This window comes from Halomonas alkalicola (assembly GCF_030704205.1).
Lineage (GTDB): Bacteria > Pseudomonadota > Gammaproteobacteria > Pseudomonadales > Halomonadaceae > Halomonas > Halomonas alkalicola.
Genome location: NZ_CP131913.1, coordinates 3,223,262 through 3,244,711, shown reverse-complemented (window position 1 = coordinate 3,244,711; position 21,450 = coordinate 3,223,262). Strand labels below are relative to the sequence as shown.

General features: G+C 68.2%; 17 protein-coding genes. 9 read left to right on the top strand and 8 right to left on the bottom strand.

What is annotated here, in order from left to right:
- Positions 1-71: 71 nt before the first annotated feature.
- From prpF to B6N23_RS15210, 5 genes are all read right to left on the bottom strand, one after another.
- The gene (gene prpF, locus B6N23_RS15230) at positions 72-1,262 is read right to left on the bottom strand and encodes a 2-methylaconitate cis-trans isomerase PrpF (protein ID WP_305500419.1); all 1,191 of its coding nucleotides are present in this window, start codon (positions 1,260-1,262) and stop codon (positions 72-74) included.
- A 115-nt stretch (positions 1,263-1,377) separates the two neighbouring features.
- Complete coding sequence (gene acnD, locus B6N23_RS15225; RefSeq protein WP_305503839.1) at positions 1,378-4,008, bottom strand: Fe/S-dependent 2-methylisocitrate dehydratase AcnD; 2,631 nt, start codon at positions 4,006-4,008, stop codon at positions 1,378-1,380.
- A gap of 2 nt (positions 4,009-4,010) precedes the next feature.
- A complete protein-coding gene (gene prpC / locus B6N23_RS15220) occupies positions 4,011-5,138 on the bottom strand; it encodes a bifunctional 2-methylcitrate synthase/citrate synthase (protein ID WP_305500417.1) in 1,128 nt (375 codons plus the stop codon).
- Between the two features lie 46 nt (positions 5,139-5,184).
- Positions 5,185-6,075, bottom strand: a complete 891-nt coding sequence (prpB, locus tag B6N23_RS15215) for a methylisocitrate lyase (RefSeq protein WP_305500415.1) — start codon at positions 6,073-6,075, stop codon at positions 5,185-5,187.
- 59 nt (positions 6,076-6,134) lie between these two features.
- Positions 6,135-6,845, bottom strand: a complete 711-nt coding sequence (locus B6N23_RS15210; RefSeq protein WP_169958827.1) for a GntR family transcriptional regulator — start codon at positions 6,843-6,845, stop codon at positions 6,135-6,137.
- Positions 6,846-7,071: 226 nt separating this feature from the next.
- Here B6N23_RS15210 and pabB point away from each other — a divergent pair, with 226 nt between their 5' ends.
- Positions 7,072-8,448, top strand: coding sequence for an aminodeoxychorismate synthase component I (gene pabB, locus B6N23_RS15205; RefSeq protein WP_305500412.1), 1,377 nt, complete (start codon positions 7,072-7,074; stop codon positions 8,446-8,448).
- A 108-nt stretch (positions 8,449-8,556) separates the two neighbouring features.
- The gene (locus B6N23_RS15200) at positions 8,557-9,297 is read left to right on the top strand and encodes a phosphoadenylyl-sulfate reductase (protein WP_119021587.1); all 741 of its coding nucleotides are present in this window, start codon (positions 8,557-8,559) and stop codon (positions 9,295-9,297) included.
- A 117-nt stretch (positions 9,298-9,414) separates the two neighbouring features.
- Here B6N23_RS15200 and cysB read toward each other — a convergent pair whose 3' ends face one another.
- Positions 9,415-10,386 carry an HTH-type transcriptional regulator CysB gene (gene cysB / locus B6N23_RS15195; RefSeq protein WP_119021588.1) on the bottom strand — a complete coding sequence of 324 codons (972 nt, stop codon included), beginning with the start codon at positions 10,384-10,386 and terminating at the stop codon, positions 9,415-9,417.
- A gap of 232 nt (positions 10,387-10,618) precedes the next feature.
- On the opposite strand from cysB, the gene trxA reads away from it, so the two are divergent.
- Entirely contained in the window at positions 10,619-10,942 is a 324-nt protein-coding gene (gene trxA, locus B6N23_RS15190) for a thioredoxin (protein ID WP_110069398.1), read from the top strand.
- Between the two features lie 58 nt (positions 10,943-11,000).
- On the opposite strand, the gene B6N23_RS15185 is transcribed toward trxA, so the two are convergent.
- The gene (locus B6N23_RS15185; protein ID WP_305500408.1) at positions 11,001-12,107 is read right to left on the bottom strand and encodes an AI-2E family transporter; all 1,107 of its coding nucleotides are present in this window, start codon (positions 12,105-12,107) and stop codon (positions 11,001-11,003) included.
- Between the two features lie 145 nt (positions 12,108-12,252).
- On the opposite strand from B6N23_RS15185, the gene B6N23_RS15180 reads away from it, so the two are divergent.
- Entirely contained in the window at positions 12,253-13,023 is a 771-nt protein-coding gene (locus B6N23_RS15180; protein ID WP_110069396.1) for an SIMPL domain-containing protein, read from the top strand.
- A gap of 90 nt (positions 13,024-13,113) precedes the next feature.
- On the opposite strand, the gene serS is transcribed toward B6N23_RS15180, so the two are convergent.
- Positions 13,114-14,397 carry a serine--tRNA ligase gene (gene serS / locus B6N23_RS15175; RefSeq protein ID WP_305500405.1) on the bottom strand — a complete coding sequence of 428 codons (1,284 nt, stop codon included), beginning with the start codon at positions 14,395-14,397 and terminating at the stop codon, positions 13,114-13,116.
- Positions 14,398-14,581: 184 nt separating this feature from the next.
- On the opposite strand from serS, the gene B6N23_RS15170 reads away from it, so the two are divergent.
- The 5 genes from B6N23_RS15170 (at position 14,582) to B6N23_RS15150 (ending at position 21,414) form a co-directional block, all read left to right on the top strand.
- Entirely contained in the window at positions 14,582-17,860 is a 3,279-nt protein-coding gene (locus B6N23_RS15170; RefSeq protein ID WP_305500403.1) for an FAD-binding and (Fe-S)-binding domain-containing protein, read from the top strand.
- Positions 17,861-17,957: 97 nt separating this feature from the next.
- Positions 17,958-18,158, top strand: a complete 201-nt coding sequence (locus tag B6N23_RS15165; RefSeq protein ID WP_305500401.1) for a DUF2905 domain-containing protein — start codon at positions 17,958-17,960, stop codon at positions 18,156-18,158.
- Positions 18,159-18,384: 226 nt separating this feature from the next.
- On the top strand, positions 18,385-20,001 hold the full coding sequence (locus B6N23_RS15160) for a sensor histidine kinase (RefSeq protein ID WP_305500399.1): 1,617 nt from the start codon (positions 18,385-18,387) through the stop codon (positions 19,999-20,001).
- The gene (locus tag B6N23_RS15155; protein WP_169958835.1) at positions 19,982-20,704 is read left to right on the top strand and encodes a response regulator transcription factor; all 723 of its coding nucleotides are present in this window, start codon (positions 19,982-19,984) and stop codon (positions 20,702-20,704) included. Before B6N23_RS15160 ends, B6N23_RS15155 begins: the two co-directional genes overlap by 20 nt.
- Before the next feature lie 137 nt (positions 20,705-20,841).
- Complete coding sequence (locus B6N23_RS15150; protein WP_305500397.1) at positions 20,842-21,414, top strand: metal-independent carbonic anhydrase family protein; 573 nt, start codon at positions 20,842-20,844, stop codon at positions 21,412-21,414.
- Positions 21,415-21,450 lie beyond the last annotated feature (36 nt).

The window sequence follows — 21,450 nt, the reverse complement described above, 5'->3', positions numbered from 1 at the left end:
TATCGCTCGGCGAAGCCAGGGACCCGGAGCTCAACGAGGCTCCGGGCTCCTGGCACCCACAGGCAGATCGATCAGAAGCTGTCGCCGGGAATACGTACGAAGCCCTCCATCAGCACCCGGGCGCTGCGGCTCATCACCGCCTCGTCGATCACCCAGCGACCGTCCACCAGGCTAGCCGCGGCACCCACCCGCAGGGTGCCGGAGGGGTGGCCGAAGGTGACGGCGTTGCGCTTGCCGCCGCCGGCGGCCAGGTTGACCAGGGTACCCTCGATAGCCGCGGCGGAGGCGATCGCCACCGCCGCGGTACCCATCATGGCGTGATGCAGCTTGCCCATGGAGAGCGCCCGCACCAGCAGGTCGATGGATTCAGCCTCGACCGCCTTGCCACTGGAGGCGCTATAGCTCGCCGGGGGCGCCACGAAGGCGACCTTGGGAGTGTGCTGGCGAGAGGCCGCCTCGGCCACGTCCTTGATCAGCCCCATCTTCACCGCGCCGTGGGCGCGGATCGTCTCGAAGCGCGCCAGCGCCTCGGCGTCGCCGTTGATCGCCTCCTGCAGCTCGGCGCCGGTGTAGCCGATCTCATCCGCGTTGACGAAGACGGTGGGAATGCCGGCGTTGATCAGGGTGGCCTTGAGGGTGCCCCCCTCCACCACATCAGCCGGCACCTCCAGCTCATCCACCAGGTTGCCGGTGGGGAAGATCGCCCCCCCGCCGTCGGCGGGGTCCTTGAAGGCCACCGGCACCTCGGCCGCCGGGAAGGTCACGCCGTCGAGCTCGAAGTCGCCGGTCTCCTGCACCTCGCCGTTGGTGATGGGCACCTGGCAGACGATGGTCTTGCCGATATTGACCTGCCAGATGCGCACCTCCACCACGCCGTTATCGGGGATGCGCGCCGAGTCGACCAGGCCGTTGGCCACGGCAAAGGGCCCAACGGCGGCAGAGAGGTTGCCGCAGTTGCCGCTCCAGTCGACGAAGGCCTTGTCGATGGCGACCTGGCCGAAGAGATAGTCCACGTCATGGTCGGGGCTCTCACTCTTCGAGAGAATCACCGTCTTGCTGGTGCTGGAGGTGGCCCCGCCCATGCCATCGATCTGCTTCTGGTAGGGGTCGGGGCTGCCGATCACCCGCATCAGCAAGCGGTCCCGGGCCTCACCGGGCTTGCGCGCCGCCTCGGGCAGGTCGTCGAGCCGGAAGAAGACGCCCTTGCTGGTGCCGCCGCGCATGTAGGTGGCGGGAATACGAATCTGGGGAACGTGAGCCATGAAGGTCGCTTCCTTGAAGGTAAATAGGATAAAGAGGCTGAAGAAGGTAAAGATCGACCCGGGCCTTGCGGCGCCGGGTCGATAGGGATCTACCTAGTCAGGCGTTCACCCGGCGTCAGCTTGTCGCCTCGGCCGTGGACTCCAGGAAGTCCTTGGCAAAGCGCTGCAGCACGCCACCGGCGGAGTAGACGGTGACCTCTTCCGCGGTATCCAGGCGGCAGGTCACCGGCACCCGGTCGACTTCGCCGGTCTTGCGATGGATGACCAGTTCCAGGGTCGCGCCCGGCGCCGCCTTGCCTTCCACGTCATAGGTCTCGGTGCCGTCGAGCTGCAGGGTGTGGCGAGTGGTGCCCTCCTGGAACTGCAGCGGCATCACGCCCATGCCGATCAGGTTGGTACGGTGGATGCGCTCGAAGCCCTCGGCCACGATCGCCTCGACCCCAGCCAGCGCCACGCCCTTGGCCGCCCAGTCACGGGACGAGCCCTGACCGTAGTCGGCGCCGGCGATGATGATCAGCGGCTGCTTGCGGTTCATGTAGGTCTCGATGGCCTCCCACATGCGCATCACCTGGCCTTCCGGCTCGACCCGCGCCAGCGACCCCTGCACCACCTCGCCTGCGTCGTCCCGCACCATCTCGTTGAAGAGCTTGGGGTTGGCGAGCGTCGCCCGCTGGGCGGTGAGATGGTCGCCGCGGTGGGTGGCGTAGGAGTTGAAGTCCTCCTCCGGCAGGCCCATCTTGTGCAGGTACTCGCCCGCCGCACTGTCCATCATGATGGCATTCGACGGCGACAGATGGTCGGTGGTGATGTTGTCCGGCAGGATCGCCAGGGGCCGCATGCCCTTGAGCTCGCGCTCGGCCGCCATGGTGCCTTCCCAGTAGGGCGGGCGGCGGATGTAGGTGCTCTGCGGGCGCCAGTCGTAGAGCGGGCTCTCGGCCTTCTCGAAGGCGTCCAGGTCGAACATCGGGATGTAGACCTGCTTGAACTGCTCCGGCTTGACGAACTCGCCGACGATGGCGTCGATCTCCTCGTCGGAGGGCCACAGGTCCTTGAGGGTGACCGAGTTGCCGTCCTTGTCGGTGCCCAGCACGTCCTTCTCGATGTCGAAGCGCACGGTCCCGGCGATGGCGTAGGCCACCACCAGCGCCGGCGAGGCCAGGAAGGCCTGCTTGGCGTAGGGGTGGATGCGGCCGTCGAAGTTGCGGTTGCCGGAGAGCACGGCGGTGGCGTAGAGATCGCGGTCGATGATCTCCTGCTGGATCTTGGGATCCAGCGCCCCGGACATGCCGTTACAGGTGGTGCAGGCGTAGGCGACGATGCCGAAGCCGAGCTTCTCCAGCTCCGGCAGCAGGCCTGACTCTTCGAGATAGAGCCGCGCGACCTTGGACCCCGGGGCGAAGGACGACTTCACCCAGGGCTTGCGAATCAGGCCGAGCTCGTTGGCCTTCTTGGCGAGCAGGCCCGCTCCCACCACGTTGCGCGGGTTCGAGGTATTGGTGCAGCTGGTGATGGCGGCGATGATCACCGCGCCATCGGGCATCCGGCCTTCCTTCTCCTCCGCCTGGGCCTTGTCGTAGTCCACGGCGATGCCGCGCTCGTGCAGCGCACTGGTGGGCAGGCGGCGGTGCGGGTTGGAGGGGCCGGCCAGGTTGCGCTCGACGCTGGAAAGATCGAAGGTCAGCACCCGCTCGTACTGGGCGTTGGCCAGGCTGTCGGCCCACAGGCCGGTCTGCTTGGCGTACTTTTCCACCAGCTCGACCTGCTCCGGCTCGCGGCCGGTGAGCGTCAGGTAGTCAATGGTCTGCTCGTCGATGTAGAACATCGCCGCGGTGGCCCCGTACTCCGGGGTCATGTTGGAGATGGTGGCGCGGTCGCCGATGGTGAGACTCTTGGCCCCCTCGCCGTAGAACTCGAGATAGGCGCCGACCACGCGCTCCTTGCGCAGGAACTCGGTGATCGCCAGCACGATATCGGTGGCGGTGATGCCGGGCTTGGGCCTGCCGGTCAGCTCCACGCCGACAATGTCGGGCAGCCGCATCATGGAGGGACGGCCCAGCATCACGGTCTCGGCTTCGAGGCCACCGACGCCGATGGCGATGACGCCCAGGCAGTCGATGTGCGGCGTGTGGCTGTCGGTGCCCACGCAGGTGTCGGGATAGGCCACGCGCTTTCCATTCTCATCCGGGCGCGCCTGGACCACCGGCGACATCTTCTCCAGGTTGATCTGGTGCATGATGCCGTTGCCGGCGGGGATCACGTCGACGTTCTCGAAGGCGGTCTTGGTCCACTCGATGAAGTGGAAACGGTCCTCGTTGCGACGATCCTCGATGGCGCGGTTCTTCTCGAAGGCGTCCGGCTCGAAGCCGGCGTGCTCCACAGCGAGCGAGTGGTCGACGATCAGCTGGGTCGGCACCACCGGGTTGACCTTGGCGGGGTCACCGCCCTGCTCGGCGATGGCGTCGCGCAGGCCGGCCAGGTCGACAAGCGCCGTCTGGCCGAGGATGTCGTGGCACACCACCCGGGCCGGGTACCAGGGGAAGTCCAGGTCACGGCGGCGCTCGATCAGCTGCTTGAGGGCATCGTTGAGCAATTCCGGCTCGCAGCGACGCACCAGCTGCTCGGCGAGCACCCGGGAGGTGTAGGGAAGGGTGTCATAGGCACCGGGCTGGATCTCCTCGACGGCCGCACGCACGTCGAAGTAGTCCAGCTCGGTGCCGGGAAGCGGTTTACGGTAGTCCGTATTCATACTCAACCCCGATCCTCGATGGGCACCCACTCGCTCTTCTCCGGGCCGACGTAATCGGCGCTCGGGCGAATGATACGGTTGTTGGCGCGCTGCTCGAAGACATGAGCCGCCCAGCCGGTAACGCGCGAGCAGACGAAGATCGGCGTGAACAGCTTGGTGGGGATGTCCATGAAGTGGTAGGCGCTGGCATGGAAGAAGTCGGCGTTGCAGAACAGCTTCTTCTCGCGCCACATCACCGCCTCGACGCGCTCGGAGACCGGGTAGAGCACCGTGTCACCCACGTCCTCGGCCAGCTTCTTCGACCACTCCTTGATGATGGCGTTGCGCGGGTCGGACTCGCGATAGATCGCATGGCCGAAGCCCATGATCTTCTCCTTGCGCTCGAGCATGCCCATGATCTCGCGCTCGGCCTCGTCGGCGGAGGCCCAGTTCTCGATCATGTCCATGGCCGCCTCGTTGGCGCCGCCGTGGAGCGGACCGCGCAGCGAGCCGATGGCGCCGGTCACGCAGGAGTGCATGTCGGAGAGAGTCGAGGCGCAGACGCGCGCGGTGAAGGTCGAGGCGTTGAACTCGTGCTCGGCGTAGAGGATCAGCGAGACGTTCATGACGCGAGCATGCAGCTCGGAGGGGGCCTCGCCGCGCAGCAGGTGCAGGAAGTGGGCACCCACGGAGTCATCGTCGGTCTCGGTCTCGATGCGCACGCCGTCGTGGCTGAAGCGGTACCAGTAGCAGATGATCGAGGGCAGCACGGCCAGCAGGCGGTCGGAGACATCCTGCTGCTCGTCGAAGCTCTGCTCGGTCTCCAGGTTGCCCAGCATGGAGGCGCCGGTGCGCATCACGTCCATGGGGTGGGCGTCCTTGGGGATCTGCTCCAGCACGGTCTTGAGCGGCTGCGGCAGGCCACGCAGGCCCTTGAGCTTGGAAATGTAGGCGTCGAGCTCGGCCTGGTTGGGCAGCTTGCCCTTGAGCAGCAGGTAGGCCACTTCCTCGAACTTCGCCTTTTCCGCCAGCTCCTTGATGTCGAAGCCGCGATAGGTCAGGCCGGAACCGGTCTTGCCCACGGTACACAGGGCGGTGGTACCTGCACTCTGGCCACGCAGGCCGGCGCCGCCGATGGGTTTATCAACCATGATCTCTCTCCTCTTGTAGGTATCCGAAGTGACTGGCGGGCGCGACTCAGGCGTCGCTGCCCTTCTCGGCAAAGAGCGCATCGAGCTTCTGCTCGAAGCTGTGGTAGTTCAGGAAGTCGTAGAGCTCGTCGCGAGTCTGCATCAGCTCCACCACGTCGCGCTGGTGGCCGTTGGCATGGATGCTCTGATAGACCTTGAGCGCCGCGGCGTTCATGGCGCGGAAGGCGGACAGCGGATAGAGCACCATGCGGCAGCCCACCTCGCCCAGTTCCTGCTGGGAGAACAGCGGCGTGGCGCCGAACTCGGTGATGTTGGCCAGGATCGGCGCGTCGACGCGCTCGCAGAAGGCCTTGTAGTCGTCCAGGGTGTGCACCGCCTCGGCGAAGATGGCGTCGGCGCCGGCCTCGATGCAGGCCTGGGCACGTTCGATGGCGGCATCCAGCCCATCCTTCTGGAAGGCGTCGGTGCGGGCGATCAGGTAGAAGTCCGGGTCGATGCGCGCATCGGCGGCGGCCTTGACGCGGTCGACCATCTCCTGCTGGGAGACGATGGCCTTGTTGGGGCGGTGGCCGCAGCGCTTCTGGGCGACCTGGTCCTCGATGTGCACGGCGGCAACGCCCGCGCGCTGCATCTCCTTGACGGTGCGGGCGATGTTGAAGGCGCCGCCCCAGCCGGTATCGATATCCACCAGCAGCGGCAGGTCGGTGGGGCCGCAGATGCGGTGGGCATTCTCGACCACGTCGTTCATGGTGGTCATGCCGAGATCCGGCAGGCCGAAGGAGGCATTGGCCACGCCGCCGCCGGAGAGATAGATGGCCTGGTGGCCGACGCGCTTGGCCATCATGGCGGTGTAGGCGTTGATGGTACCGACGATGGGCAGCGGGCGATTGGCCTCGAGGGCGGCACGGAAGCGGGCGCCGGGGGTCTGCTGGGTCATGGTCTCTCTCCTGTAGGGGGCTGGCCTGGAAGGTCCGGGCCGCGGGGGTTCGGTTCGAATCAGGATGTGGTCTCGGCCGCCTGACGCAGGGTGGCCGCATAGCGGTCGACCACATTGGCCCGTGAGGCGCTGACGTGACGCCGCATCAGCAGTTCGGCAAGCTCGGCATCGCCGGCCTCGATGGCATCGACGATGCGATGGTGCTCGACGAAGGCGCGCTGAGGCCGCGAGCCGCTGGCGCTGAACTGGGTGCGATAGAGCCGCACCAGGTAGTAGAGGTCGTCGCACAGCAGGGTCACCAGCATGCGATTGTGGCTGCCCTGGACGATCCGGTAGTGGAAGTCCAGATCGCCCTCGCGCTGGAAGTAGGCCTCGCCCTTCTTGAGGTCGGCCTGACGCTCATGCATCGCCAGGAGCTCGCGCAGCCCAGCGATCTCCTCGGCGGTCATGTGCTCGGCCGCCAGCCGGGCCGCCATGCTCTCCAGCGCCTCGCGCACGTCGAACAGCTCCAGCAGCTCCTTCATGGAGAGCTTCACCACCCGGGCACCCACATGAGGCACCCGCTCGATCAGGCGGTGCGCCTCGAGGCGACGCATCGCCTCGCGCAGCGGGCCGCGCGAGATGCCGTAGGCCCTGGAGAGGCCCGGCTCGGTGATCTTGCTGCCCGGCGCCAGCTCGCCGCGCACGATGGCGTCCTGGAGCTGCTGGAAGACGCGCTCCGCCAGGGTGCGCACTTCCGGGGGGGTGGTTTCGGTTTCGACTGAGGTCATGGCAATTGTCGACAATTATTCGGTGAAGAGAGAGTAGCCACTCCCCAGAATGGGGTCAATACGCAGAAACCCCGGAAAGCTTCACCTTTGGTTGTAGACAACCCCCCTGCCATCGAAGGGGCTGTCGACAATGTCAGCACAGCGCTGGCCCCCGCGGCGGGCAAGAACAGGGACAAGACCCGTCGAGACGCCTAGAATGGGCCGCCTGTTTTCGCAAGGCCCGGTCATGAACGCATCCCTTCAGATCACTCCCCTGCCCTATCAGGAGACGCCGCTCGAGCACTTCGCCCGCCTGCGCAGGCGCCCCGGCGCGGTGCTGCTCGACAGCGGGCGCCCCTCTGCCCCCGCAGGGCGCTTCGACATCCTCTCCAGCGATCCGCTGGCGACGCTTGCCGTCGATGCCCGGGGCCGCGTCAGCGGCGTTCCCGAGCTTGCCGGGCTCTCGCCCTTCGCCGCCCAGCAGGCGCTGCTGGAGCGCCTTCCGGTGCCCGACGCGGCAAGCGAGCTGCCTTTCCTGGGGGGTCTGATCGGCTACTGGAGCTATGACCTGGGGCGGCTGCTGGAGCCGGTGGGCGAGTGCGCCCGGCCGGTGGTCGACCTGCCGGCGAGCCGGGTCGGCCTCTACGACTGGGCGCTGATCCAGGACCATGAGCGGCGCGAGAGCTGGCTAGTGGCCACTGCCGAGCGCCGCCGGCAGGTGGAGGGCTGGCTGGCGGCAGCCGCCGCAGAGGCCGGCGGGTTTCGGCTCACCGCCCCCTTCACCGGGGAGCTCTCCCGCGCCGACTACCTCGCGCGCTTCGCCGCCGTGCAGCGCTATATCCGCGCCGGTGACTGCTACCAGATCAACCTGGCCCAGCGCTTCAGCGCCCCCTACGCGGGCGACCTGTGGGCAGCCTATTGCCGCCTGCGCCAGGCCACCCCGACCCCCTATGCCGGCTATATGGCATGGCCCACCGCCCACGGCGAGCAGGCGCTCCTCTCGCTCTCGCCGGAGCGCTTCCTGGAGTGCCGCGATGGTAAGGTGGAGACCCGCCCCATCAAGGGCACCCGCCCCCGGGGGGCGACGCCCGCCGACGACCGGCGGCTGGCCAACGCGCTCGCCGCCAGCCTCAAGGACCGCGCCGAGAACGTGATGATCGTCGACCTGCTGCGCAACGACCTGGGCCGCGTCTGCCGCCCCGGCAGCGTGCGGGTGCCCCAGCTGTGCGGCCTGGAGAGCTACGCCAACGTGCACCATCTGGTCAGCGTGGTCACCGGTGAGCTGGCCCCGGGGCGCACGCCCCTCGAGCTGCTGGCCGCCGCCTTCCCCGGCGGCTCCATCACCGGCGCCCCCAAGGTGCGCGCCATGCAGATCATCGAGGAGCTGGAGCCGAGCCGGCGCAGCGCCTACTGCGGCAGCCTCGGCTATGTGGACGTGCGCGGGGGCATGGACACCTCCATTGCCATTCGCACCGCCGTGGCCGACGACGGCCGGCTCCACCTGTGGGGCGGCGGCGGCCTGGTGGCCGACTCCGAGGGCGAGGCGGAGTATCAGGAGACCCTCGACAAGATCGGCCACCTGATGGCCGCCCTCGCGGACAATGAATTGGCAGAAAATGCATAAGAACCTTGCCTCTTGCTCCCCAAAGGAATAGATATCCAAGAAATCGGTATTGGGGGCGGCGGGCTCGGCCTTGTTAGGGTAACGGCCATCGAGCCCAAGGAGGCCAGCATGGCAAGCTTCGACCCCAACCGTTTCGTCCTGGAGCACGACCAGGCGACCCCCAAGGAGATCCTCCGCGCCGCCTACCAGGCCTTCGGCGAGCTGACGCTCTCCTTTTCCGGCGCCGAGGACGTGGTGCTGATCGACCTGGCCCTGAAGGTCGCGCCGAAGGAGGCCGTCCATGTCTTCGCCCTGGATACCGGCCGGCTGCATCCGGAGACCTACGCCTTCATCGAGCGGGTCCGCGAGCATTACGGCATCGCCATCGACGTGCGCTTCCCCGACCCCGAGGCGGTTCAGGCACTGGTGGGCGAGAAGGGACTCTTCAGCTTCTATCGCGATGGCCATCAGGAGTGCTGCGGCATCCGCAAGGTGGCGCCGCTGCGCGCCCGCCTCGCCGGCCTGCCGATGTGGGTCACCGGCCAGCGCCGCGACCAGAGCCCCGGCACCCGCTCGAGCCTGCAGATCGCCGAGCACGACCACGGCTTCGGCAGCGAAGCGAGCCCGCTTTACAAGATCAATCCGCTGACCCACTGGTCGAGCGAGGAAGTGTGGACCTACATCCGCATGTTCGACGTCCCCTACAACCCCCTGCATGAACGCGGCTTCGTCAGCATCGGCTGCGAGCCCTGCACCCGCCCCACCCTGCCCGGCCAGCACGAGCGCGAGGGGCGCTGGTGGTGGGAGGAGCAGGGCGGCAAGGAGTGCGGCCTGCACGCCACCAACCTCCCCTCCTCCGCCCCCCGCTGAGCGGAAGCGGAGCAGGGAGCAGGGAGCAGAGAGCAGAGAGACGAAGGGCGCCCCGCGGGGCGCCCTTCGTCGCTCAAGGCCCCACCGCCCCTTCCGGGGGGTGGGGGCCCTGCGAGGCTAGCGCACCGGCAGCGTGAGCCCCTCGAAGAGCGGCGCCTCGTGCCGTGGCCCCGCCGCCAGGGCGGCATCGACCAGGTCACGCTCCAGGTGCGGGGCGAAGCCCTGCAGGAAGTCGTACATGTAGCCGCGCATGAAGGTGCCGCGGCGGATGCCGATCTTGGTGGTGGAGCTCTCGAAGAGGTGGCCGGCATCCAGCGCCACCAGGTCGGTGTCGTGCTCCGGGTCCACCGCCATATGGGCGACGATGCCCACCCCCATACCGAGGCGCACGTAGGTCTTGATCACGTCGGCGTCGGCGGCGGTCAGCACCACGTTGGGCGTCAGCCCCCGGGCCCGGAAGGCGTCGTCCAGCTGGGAACGGCCGGTGAAGCCGAACACGTAGGTGACCAGCGGATAGCGGGCCAGGGCCTCCAGGGTGAGCTCGGGCTCGTCGGCCAGGGGGTGCCCGCGGGGGACCAGCAGACAGCGGTTCCAGCGGTAGCAGGGCAGCAGCACCAGGTCATTGAAGAGTTCCAGGGACTCGGTGGCGATGGCGAAATCCGCCTGGCCGTCGCTGACCATCTGGGCGATCTGCTTGGGGGTGCCCTGCTGCATGTGCAGGGCCACATCGGGATACTTGCGGGTGAACTCGCTGATCACCGGCGGCAGCGCGTAACGCGCCTGGGTATGGGTGGTGGCAATGGCCAGGCTGCCGCGCCGCTCGTCGCTGAACTCCTGGGCCACCTCCTTGATGTTCTCGGTCAGGCGCAGGACCTCGCCGGCCAGTTCGACGATGGCCTGCCCGGCCGGGGTCACCCGGGTCAGGTGCTTGCCGCTGCGGGCGAAGATCTCCACCCCCAGCTCGTCCTCCAGCAGGCGAATCTGCTTGGAGATCCCCGGCTGGGAGGTGAACAGGCTCTGGGCGGTGGCCGAGACGTTGAGGTTGTGGCGGGTGACTTCCCAGATATAGCGCAGCTGCTGCAGCTTCATGATGACAAACTCCCTGGCCGCCGCCCCGGTCACAGGCGCTGGCAATGCCAAATCGCGATAAGCAAAAAATCTCTAATCACTTTGAAGTATATACAAGGAGGCGGTGTCCCGCCTAGCCGTATCATGGCGCCATTTGCCAGCGCAGCGGCCGACCGCTAACATCAGCCGGCCGGGCACGCCCCAGGCGTGCCGTGAATACGCTCGATGCAGCGCAACGAAACTGGAGAACCCCATGGCCAATAACGTCGATGTCACCAATGCCAACTTCGAGCAGGAAGTCCTCAAGGCCGACACCCTGGTGCTGCTGAAGTTCTGGGCCCCCTGGTGCGGTCCCTGCAAGGTGATGTCACCGGTGGTCGACGAGGTCGCCGAGGAGCGCCAAGGCAACCTCAAGGTCGTCAGCATCAACGTGGACGATGCCCCGGAAATCGCCGCCGAGCAGGGTGTGCGCGGTGTGCCCACCGTCATGCTGTTCAAGTCCGGTGCCAAGGTCGCCTCCCTGGTGGGCGCCCAGTCCAAGTCGCAGCTGACGCAGTTCATCGACCAGAACGCCTGATCGCGGCGCTCACTTCAGCGCAAGCGTAACGCCCCGGCCCTGGCCGGGGCGTTGTCGTTCAGGTCTCCTCATCCTCGGCGTCGCGCTCCGCGATCGGACGCTCGGGACTTGCCTCGGGGGCCTCCTCCCCCGGCCCCAGCAGATGGGCGATCCAGCGGGTCTGGGGATGGCTGTCCAGGGCAATCTTCAGGGTCATGGTCAGCACCACCGAGAGCAGCATGCCCACCGTGCCGAAGATCCAGCCCCACACCACCAGCGACAGGAAGGCCACCAGGGTCGACAGTCCCAGCGCGCGCCCCATCACCCTTGGCTCGACGATGTTGCCCAGCAGGAAGTTGATCCCCAGGTAGGCCGCGGAGAGCAGCAGGGCATCGACCAGCCCGCCCTCCGGCGAGACCAGCAGCAGCAGCACCGGGGGCACCGCAGCGATGGCCGAGCCGATGTTGGGAATGTAGTTGAGCGCGAAGGCCAGCACCGCCCACAGGAAGGGAAAATCGACCCCGACCAGCAGGCAGGCCACCCACACCAGGGCGCCTGTGACCAGGCTGATCAGAGTCTTGACGGCCAGGTAGCGCTTGAGGGTCTGGCTGAACTCGCTGAAGCGCTGAAGGCTCGGCGCCGGGTTGGCCAGGGCGCGGGAGACCTTGTCGCGGAAGTGCAGCATCTCGAACAGCATGAACAGCACCAACAGGCCCACGATGGTGCTCTGCACCAGCAGGTTGCCGATCTCGCCGAGCAGGGCGGGGATCCAGCCGCCCAGCTCCTCGACGTCCAGCAGACCGGCCAGCCGGTCCGGGTCGATGGCTAGCCCCAGGCTCGCCAGGCCATCCAGCAGCCCGACATAGTAGGCCTGCAGCTTCTCCTCGATGCCCGGCAGCGCCTCCGTGAAGGTGCCGAAGCTGTTGACCAGCAGCAGTCCCACCAGCGAGAAGAGCACCCCGATCACCACCAGGGTCAGCCACACGGCCGCCCGCAGGCCAAGCCCCAGCCGGTTGAGCCACTGGATCGGCGCGGTGCAGACCACCGCGATAAAGATGGCCAGCAGCATCGGTACCAGCAGGCTCGCACCGGCCTTCATGCCGGCCACGATCACCACCAGCGCGGCCAGGCCGAGCATGAGGTTGAGCGGAATGATGCTCGGGGCATCCGGTTCATGAGCCGACATCGTGCGTTCCTGTCCTCCCTGGCCAGCCCCCATCATGCCTTCGCGCCGGGCCAGCAACAATGATGGCCGCCGCGGGAACCTTTGCACCCGGCCCACCTCGAAGCGGGGTGGCAGACGGCCACGCCATCATTGCAAGGAGGCCACCATGAGGCTGTTTCGTCCCGCCCGGCAGCTGCTGCTGGGCACCCTGCTCGTCGCCACCCCGCTGCTGGCCGGGCAGGCGCTGGCCGAGGCCACCCCGCCCCGCCAGCTCCACGTCCAGGCCGAGGCCACGCTGGCGGTGGTGCCTGACCGCGCCACCCTCACGGCCCGCCTCTGGGAGCGCACACCGGCCGTGTCCCAGGAAGAGGACCGGGGAGGAGACCCCGACGCGCTGCGCGAGGCCCGCGAGCGGCTGGAAGGCCGTGCCGGCGAGCTGATTCGCACCCTAGAGGCCGCCGGGTTCGAGCGCGACGCCATCAGCGCCGGCTCGCTGGCCGTGCAGCCGGAACACCTCGCCGGTAGCCGTCACGAGGACGGCGAGCGTCAGACGCTGGTCCGGACCCGCCTCGAGCGCGCCTTCCGGATCCAGCTCGACGACCTGGAGCGGCTGCCGGGGCTGCTCGACGCCCTCACCGAGGCCGGCGTCAATGCCCTGGACGGCGTCAGCTATGACCTCGCCGACCGCGACGCCGCCACCGACGAGGCGCTGGTCAAGGCGCTGGAGAAGGCGCGCCACAAGGCCGAGCTGATGGCCGACACCCTGGGCATCACCCTGGGCCCGGTGGCCAGCGTCAGCGAGACCCGCTCGCCGGTCTTCCAGCCGCGCATGCTGGCCATGGCCGCCGATGCCCGGGAAGGCGCTCCCCAGGCGGAGTACCGCCCCGGCACCCTCGAGATCGAGGCCGGGGTCAGCGTCACCTGGGAGATCGAGTAGCGAGGCGCTTCCGACCTCCATACAAGAAACCCCCGGTGGCTGGCGCCAGCGGGGGTTCGCGTCAAGGGCGGGGGCCCTGGCCTGGCGGCATCAGCCCGGGAGGTTGATCACCTCGATGCCGCCCATGTAGGCGCGCAGCGCCTCGGGTACCGTGATCGAGCCGTCGGCGTTCTGATAGTTCTCCAGCACCGCCACCAGGCAGCGCCCCACCGCCAGGCCGGAGCCGTTGAGGGTGTGCAGCAGCTGCGGCTTCTTCTGCTCGGGGTGGCGGAAACGCGCCTGCATGCGCCGCGCCTGGAACTCCTCGCAGTTTGAGACCGAGGAGATCTCGCGGTAGGCGTTCTGGCTGGGGATCCACACCTCCAGGTCATAGGTCTTGGCAGCGCCGAAGCCCATGTCGCCGGTGCACAGGGTCACCACCCGGTAGGGCAGCTCGAGCGCCTGCAGGATCGCCTCGGCGTGGCCGCGCATCTCCTCCAGGGCCGCATAGCTGGTGGCCGGGTCCACCAGCTGCACCATCTCTACCTTGTCGAACTGGTGCTGACGGATCATGCCGCGGGTATCGCGACCGTGGGAGCCCGCCTCGCTGCGGAAGCAGGGCGTGTGGGCGGTGAGTTTCAGCGGCAGCGCCCTGTGCTCCAGGATCTCGTCCCGGGCGAAGTTGGTCAGCGGCACCTCGGAGGTGGGGATCAGGTGGTAGCCGCGCTCGTCGTCGAGTCGGAACAGGTCCTCGCCGAACTTGGGCAGCTGGCCGGTGCCGCGCAGGGAGGCCTCGTTGACCATGTAGGGCACGTAGCACTCCTCGTAGCCGTGCTCGAGGGTCTGCTTGTCCAGCATGAACTGGGCCAGGGCACGGTGCATCCGCGCGATGGGGCCTCGCATCACCGCAAAGCGCGCGCCGGTCAGCTTGGCCGCCAGCTCGAAATCCAGCTTGCCCTGCAGGGCGCCGAGGTCGACGTGATCGCGCACCTCGAAGTCGAACGCCCGGGGGGTACCCCAGCGGTGCAGTTCGACGTTGTCGGCCTCATCCTTGCCCTCGGGCACGCTCTCGTGGGGCAGGTTGGGAATGCCGCTGACCGCGTCATCCCACTCGGCCTGCACCTCGGCCAGGCGCGTCTTGGCCGCATCCAGGCGATCCCCCAGGTCCGAGACCTCGTCGAGCAGCGGCTGGATATCCTCGCCGGACGCCTTGGCCTTGCCGATCGCCTTGGAGCGGGTGTTGCGCTCGTTCTGCAGGGACTCGGTCTCGGCCTGCAGCTCGCGACGCCGGGACTCCAGCGCCTCGAGACGGTCGGTATCGAGAGCGAAGCCTCCCTTGGCCAGTCGTTGAGCGACCAAATCGAGGTCGCTGCGCAGCAGTTTGGGATCGAGCATGGAATCCGGTCCGTTGCAGTCGGTGATGAAGAAAAAAGAAGACGGGAGTGAAACAGGCCGCCCATTGTAGGCAAAAGGCATCAGGGGCGCCACGCGCCCGCCGCCGACCCCGCCCGCGGGGTGCGCCCCACCGCCCTCTCGCGGTAAAGTAGAGGGATTCCCCGCTTCCCCATGAAAGAGTGCCATGATCGCACGACTGGACACCGCCGACGCCAGCACCATGCCGGGGCTGGCCGCCCCCTACCTGCGTTTCCTGGAGGCCCTGCGCGACGCCGGCTTCGAGGGCGAGATCGCCCCGGACTACGCCGACCGCACGGTACTGGCCACCGACAACTCGATCTACCAGCGCCTGCCCCAGGCGGCGCTCTACCCCCGCCACGGCGAGGACTTGGCGCGCATCGCCCACCTGGCCGGCCAGGTGGAGCACCGCCAGGTGGCGCTCACCCCCCGGGGCGGCGGCACCGGCACCAACGGCCAGTCCCTCACCGACGGCCTGGTGGTGGACGTCTCCCGCCATATGAACCGGATCCTCGAGATCGACGTCGAGGCCCGTCGCGTGCGGGTCCAGGCCGGGGTGGTCAAGGACCAGCTCAACGCGGCGCTCAAGCCCCATGGGCTCTTCTTCGCGCCGGAGCTCTCCACCTCCAACCGCGCCACCATCGGCGGCATGATCTCCACCGACGCCAGCGGCCAGGGCAGCTGCGAGTACGGCAAGACCCGCAACCACGTGCTCGAGCTCGAGGTATTGCTGCTGGGCGGCGAGCGCCTGACCAGCCGCCCGGTGGAGGAGGCCGAGCTCGACACGCTCTGCAAGCGCCAGGACGCCACCGGCCGCGCCTTTCGCACCGCCCGGGAGATCATCGACACCCAGGGCGCGCTGATCGCCGAGAAGTTCCCGCCCCTCAACCGCTGCCTGACCGGCTACGACCTGGCTCACTTGAGAGACGACCAGGGTCGGCTCGACATGAACAGCCTGCTGTGCGGCGCCGAGGGCTCCCTGGGCTTTCTCGACGAGGCGGTGCTCAACGTGCTGCCGATCCCGAAGCACTCCACCCTGGTCAACGTGCGCTACGCCGGTTTCATGGATGCCCTGCGCGACGCTAGAGCCCTGATGTCCAGCGGCAGCTCTTCACAAGATCGGCCACAGGCGTCCCCCACCTCCATCGAGACGGTGGACGACAAGGTGCTGATGCTGGCCATGGAGGACTTCGTCTGGGACAGCGTGGCGGCGTTTTTCCCCGCCGGCGACACCCCGGTGCGCGGCATCAACCTGGTGGAGTTCAACGACGACGACCCCGAGCGCCTGGCCGAGCGGGTCGCCGCCTTCTGCCGCCACCTGGAGAGCGACGCCAGCGTTCAGCGCCTGGGCTTTACCCTCGCCGAGGGCCGGCCGCAGATCCAGCGCGTCTACGCCATGCGCAAGCGCGCCGTGGGCCTGCTGGGCAACGCCCGGGTCGATGAAAAGGGCGAGAAGCGCCCCATCCCCTTTGTGGAGGACACCGCGGTGCCGCCGGAGCACCTGGCCGACTTCATTGCCGAGTTCCGCGCCGCCCTGGATGCCCGGGGCCTCGCCTACGGCATGTTCGGCCACGTGGACGCCGGGGTGCTGCACGTGCGCCCCGCCATCGACATGAAGGACCCCGAGCAGGAGCGGCTGATCCGCGAGGTCTCCGACGAGGTGGCCGAGCTGACGAAGAAATATGGCGGCCTGCTGTGGGGCGAGCACGGCAAGGGAGTGCGCTCGGAGTATGCGCCGAGGTTCTTCGGCGAGCTCTACCCCAGCCTGCAGCGGGTCAAGGCGGCCTTCGATCCGCACAACCAGCTCAACCCCGGCAAGATCGCGACGCCTCTCTCCTCATCTACCCCACCCGCCCCCGTGGGGAGCCCGCCCGAAGCCGCGGGTACTGCTTCCATCCCGCCCGAAGCCGCGGGTACTGCTTCTATCCCGCCCGAAGCCGCGGGGAAGGCGCCTGACACCACGCAGGCAGAGACAGTGAAGCTGGTCGACCCGGGCCTGCTGAGCATCGACGGCGTGACCACCCGCGGCCAGCTCGACCGCACCATCGACGAGCGGGTGTGGCAAGCCCACGCCGCCACTGTTTACTGCAACGGCAACGGCGCCTGCTACAACTACGACCCCAACGACGCCATGTGCCCCTCCTGGAAGGCGACCCGGGACCGAGTGCACTCCCCCAAGGGGCGCGCCAGCCTTGTCCGCGAGTGGCTGCGCCTGCAGGGTGACGCCGGCATCGACCTGGTCGAGGAGTCGCGCAGGAAGAAGGCCGAGGGCGCCTGGGGCTTCGTGAAGAGCTTCCCGAAACGCACCCTCAACACCCTGCGCCGCAAGCGCGAGGCGGACTTCTCCCACGAGGTCTACGACGCCATGGCCGGCTGTCTCGCCTGCAAGTCCTGCGCCGGCCAGTGCCCGGTGAAGGTCAACGTGCCCGACTCCCGCGCGCAGTTCCTGGAGGTCTACCACGGCCGCTACCTGCGCCCGCTGCGCGACTACCTAGTCGGCACCACCGAGTTCCTGCTGCCGACCCTCTCACGCATCGCGCCCGCCTACAATGCGCTGATCGGCAACCGCCTGGTGGATCGGCTGCTCGCCGGCCCCGTGGGCCTGGTGGACAGCCCGCGACTCTCCCGGGCCAGCCTGAGAAAGACCCTGGCCGCCTGGGGCGTGGCCCAGGCTACCCCCACTTCGCTGGGCAGGCTCACCGAGGCCCAGAAGGCCCGCAGCGTGGTGATCGTCCAGGACGCCTTCACCAGCCACTTCGAAGCCAACCTGGTGCTGGATATCGTCGAGCTGCTCGGCCGGCTGGATATCCGGGTCTTCGTGGCGCCCTTCTCCCCCAACGGCAAGCCGCTGCACGTCCAAGGCTTCCTCGGTGCCTTCGCGCGTACCGCCGATAAGCAGGCCAGGCGCCTGCGCACGCTGGCGGAGTTCGACGTGCCGCTGGTCGGCATCGACCCGGCCATGACCCTCACCTACCGCCAGGAGTACGTGAAGGCGCTGGGGCCGGAGGCCGTGCCCGAGGTGCTGATGCTGCAGGAGTGGCTGGTGACCCGCGCGGCCAGCCTGGTGCCCGGCGGCCTGACCCTGGACGGCGCCGGCATCCAGGATCCGGGCTATCGGCTGCTCTCCCACTGCACCGAGAAGACCAACGCCCCGGGCAGCCCCAAGGCGTGGCAGCAGCTGTTCGCGGCCTTCGGCCTCGAGCTCGAGTTGGTGGCCACCGGCTGCTGCGGCATGTCCGGTACCTACGGCCACGAGGGGCGCAACCTGGCGACCTCGAAGACCATCTACGCCCAGTCCTGGCAGCCGGTGGTGGAGGACGAGACCAACGCGGGGACCCTGCTGGCCACCGGCTACTCCTGCCGCAGCCAGGTGAAGCGCTTCTCCGATGCCGCCCTGCCCCACCCGCTGCAGGCCCTTCTCGAGGTGCTGCGCCGGGCCAGCTGAGCCGGCACCACAGTGTCCGAAAACGCCCACCGGGGAAGGTCTCCGATGGGCGCACTCTCCATCGTCGATAGGCTTTGCTACGACAGGAGGCTAAGTCATGAACCGCACGCTTATCGTGATCGGCCTGATCATCATCGCCGTGGGCCTGCTCTGGCCCTGGCTCTCCCGGCTACCCTTCGGCCAGCTGCCGGGGGATATCGCCGTGCGTCGGGAGGGGTTCTCGTTCTTCTTCCCGATCACCACCATGATTCTGGTCAGCGTGGTTCTATCGGCGCTGATGTGGCTGTTTAACCGCTGACCGCGCCGGAACCTCCATGCACGGTTTTCGCTTGCTGACGAGCTGACCCAGGCGCTGGGGCCGGCTGAAGGTGAACTTCTAGCCGAGCGGCAGCGCCGCTGCCGACGTGCAACGGGAGCGCTTTTCGTGCTTCTTTCCCGCCAACGCCATGATTATCATCGAAGCCAGCTCTCGGCGTGATGCGCCAGCTCCGCCGACAGCCCCCACGCCCCCGCTGGAGACCGCCATGTTCGAACGCCGCCTCGGAGTCGCTCTGCTCGCGTTAACCCTGCTGGCGGTGATTCAGGGGGGCGTTGCCATCTGGGCCATCGACGGCGCCCGCCAGAAGGTGGCGCTCGGGCGCGTCTCGAGCGATCTGCACGCCGGCTTTCTGGCGCTCTCCGACAGCAAGCACCGGCTGCAGACCTGGCTCTCGCGGGCCCAGTACGAAGCCGACGCCGACCCGGAGCAGCGCGATGCTCTGCTCCAGGAGATGCGCTCCCATCTGGCACGGCTGCAGCAGCTCACCCGGACTCTGGCCACTGGCGCACCGACCGAGCTGGAGCAGCCCGCCAGCCTGATCACGGAGCGTCAGCAGGCGCTCGACCTGTTCGATGACTTTCTGCAGCGGTTGGAGAGCCAGGACCCCGGCGGCCCACACTATGCCCCGCTGGATGACTTCAACAAGTTCGAAGGCCGCGACCTGCGCCTGACCATGGCCGACACGCTGGCCCGCGAGCGCACCCTGCTGGCCAAGCAGCGCAGCGAGGCCGACCGTTCGCTGCACCAGCTGATGCTGATGGCCGCACTGACCACTCTGGCGCTCAGCCTGATCATCCTCTGGGTCTTCTGGCACTTTGCCCGCGCCCTGCGCCGCCCGATCGGCGAGCTGCTGCGCGGCGCCCAGGCCCTGCAGCGCGGCGAGCTGAGCCACCGCCTCGATGACAGCCTGCAGGACGAGTTCGGGCGCATCGCCGCGCATATCAATCAGATGGCCAGCGAACTGGATCAGCATCGCCGCACCGAGCGCGACCGCCAGCGCCACCTGGAAGACCTGGTCGACACCCGCACCCGCGAGCTGGAGCAGGCGCTGACCCGGCTCAACCAGCTCTCGAAGCAGCGCCAGCAGCTGCTGGAGGACATCAGCCACGAGCTGCGCACGCCCGCCACCTCCATCCGCGGCGAGGCGGAAATCACTCTGCGCGGCCAGCCCCGCAGCGAAGCGGAGTATCGCCAGGCGCTGCAGCGCATCGCCGACGATGCCGCTCACCTCAGCGGTGTCATCAGCGACCTCTTGACCATGGCACGCAGCGATATCGCCGAGTGGCAGGTACAGCACCGCCCGCTTGACCCTCTGTCCCCCCTGCGCGATGCCATCAGCCAGGCCTCCACCCTCGGGCGTCTGCGCGGTATCCGCATCCGGGTGGCCCACCTGGAAAGCGCCCTGCTGCTGGGCGACGCTCAGCGCCTGAAGCAGGTGTTCGGCATCCTGCTCGACAACGCCGTGCAGTACTCGCACCCCGGCGGCCAGGTCGACGTCGAGGCCAGCCTGGTCGAGCACCAGGGCACCGCCGTCTGGGAGCTGCGCATTCGCGACCGGGGCATCGGGCTGCCCGACCGGGAGGCCGCCCGCATCTTCGAGCGCGGCTACCGCAGCCCGGAGGCCCGCCGCCACCGCCCGGACGGCCAGGGGGTGGGGCTCGCCATCGCCATGCTGCTGATGCGGCTGCATGGCGGCCAGCTGCAGCTCGACAGCCTGCCCGAAGGGGGCTGCCAGGCGCTGCTGCGCCTGCCCGTTCACACTGCCAATGACCACATTGCCAATGACCACACGGAGCCGAGCGATGCACATCGTGATCGTTGAAGACGACCCCCGCATTCGGGACTTCCTGCAGCGCGGCCTGACGGCGGAGGGCCATCGGGTGGAGAGCTTCAGCGAAGGGCAGCCGGCGCTGGTGCATCTGGTACAAACGGCACGCCAGCCGGCGTCCTCGCCGCTGCCGGTGGTGATACTGGACCGCCTGCTGCCGGATATCGGCGGGCTCGAGGTGTGCCGCAGCCTGCGCACCGCCGGGGTCGACTGCCCGGTGCTGATGCTCACCGCGCTGGACAGCGTCGAGGACCGCGTCTCGGGGCTGGACGCCGGCGCCGACGACTACTTGATCAAGCCCTTCGCCTTCGAAGAGCTACTGGCCAGGCTCGGCGCCCTCGCTCGGCGCCACGCCCGCCCCGGCATGGCGGAGCCGCAGCGGCGGCTGCGGGTCGGCGAGCTGGAGCTGGACCGCGACCAGCGCCGCGTGACCCGTGCCGGCCGCGCCATCGAGCTGACGCCCAAGGAGCTGGCCATTCTCGAACTGCTGATGGCCTCGCCCGGCAAGCTGTTCAGCCGCGAGCGCATCCTTGCCAGCGTCTGGGGCAGCAGCGAGGATCCTCTCACCAACGTCGTCAACGTCTATATCCGGCGCCTGCGCCGCAAGCTGGACGACGGCCACCCGGGGGGCTCGCTGATCACCACCCAGCGGGGCTTCGGCTATCGGCTGGAGGCCCCTCCCGAGGCTCACCGGTGACGTTCACCTTGCGTTCATCTTCCCGGCCATGAATCTTCACCCCGGCACACCCTTACTTGAACGGTGATTCGCGTTAGTCTGGACCTGCATCAGAACAAGACGCTCTGACACTTCCCGGCTTTTCAAGGAGAGACACGATGAAGCTCAAGACACTGGTTACCGCCACCGCTCTGGGTATGGGCCTCGGCGCCGCCGGCCTGGCCAGCGCCACCGAAGTGACCCACATGGGCGGCGACATCACCGAAGCGCAGGTGCTGGAGGCCCAGCAGGCCTGGGGCGATGCGCTGGTCGCCATCTCCAACACCTACGAGGAAGAGGGCATCGACGCCGCCCGCGCCCTGGCCGAGGAGATCATCGCCGGCGCCTATGGCCACGACATGGGCGCGGTGCTCTTCAAGCCGACCCTGGCCGAAGCGCCCCAGACCTTCCGCACCACCCCCGAGGGGGCCCTGGCCTACTTCGTCGGCCACAGCGACGAGTACAGCGCGGACAGCGGCTTCGCCCTGAAGGGCTGGCAGGAGGTCACCATCGACAACGCCGCCATCTTCATCAGCGGCGACATGGCGCTGACCATGGGCAACGTCTCGATCCTGGATGCCGACGGCAACACCACCGTGGTGGACAAGAGCTGGGGCTACCATCTGGACGACGACGGCGACCTGCGCATCGTGCTGCACCACTCATCGCTTCCCTTCACCGGGGACGAGTAAACGGCAAGGCGCCCCGGCGAGCGCGAAACGCGCCCG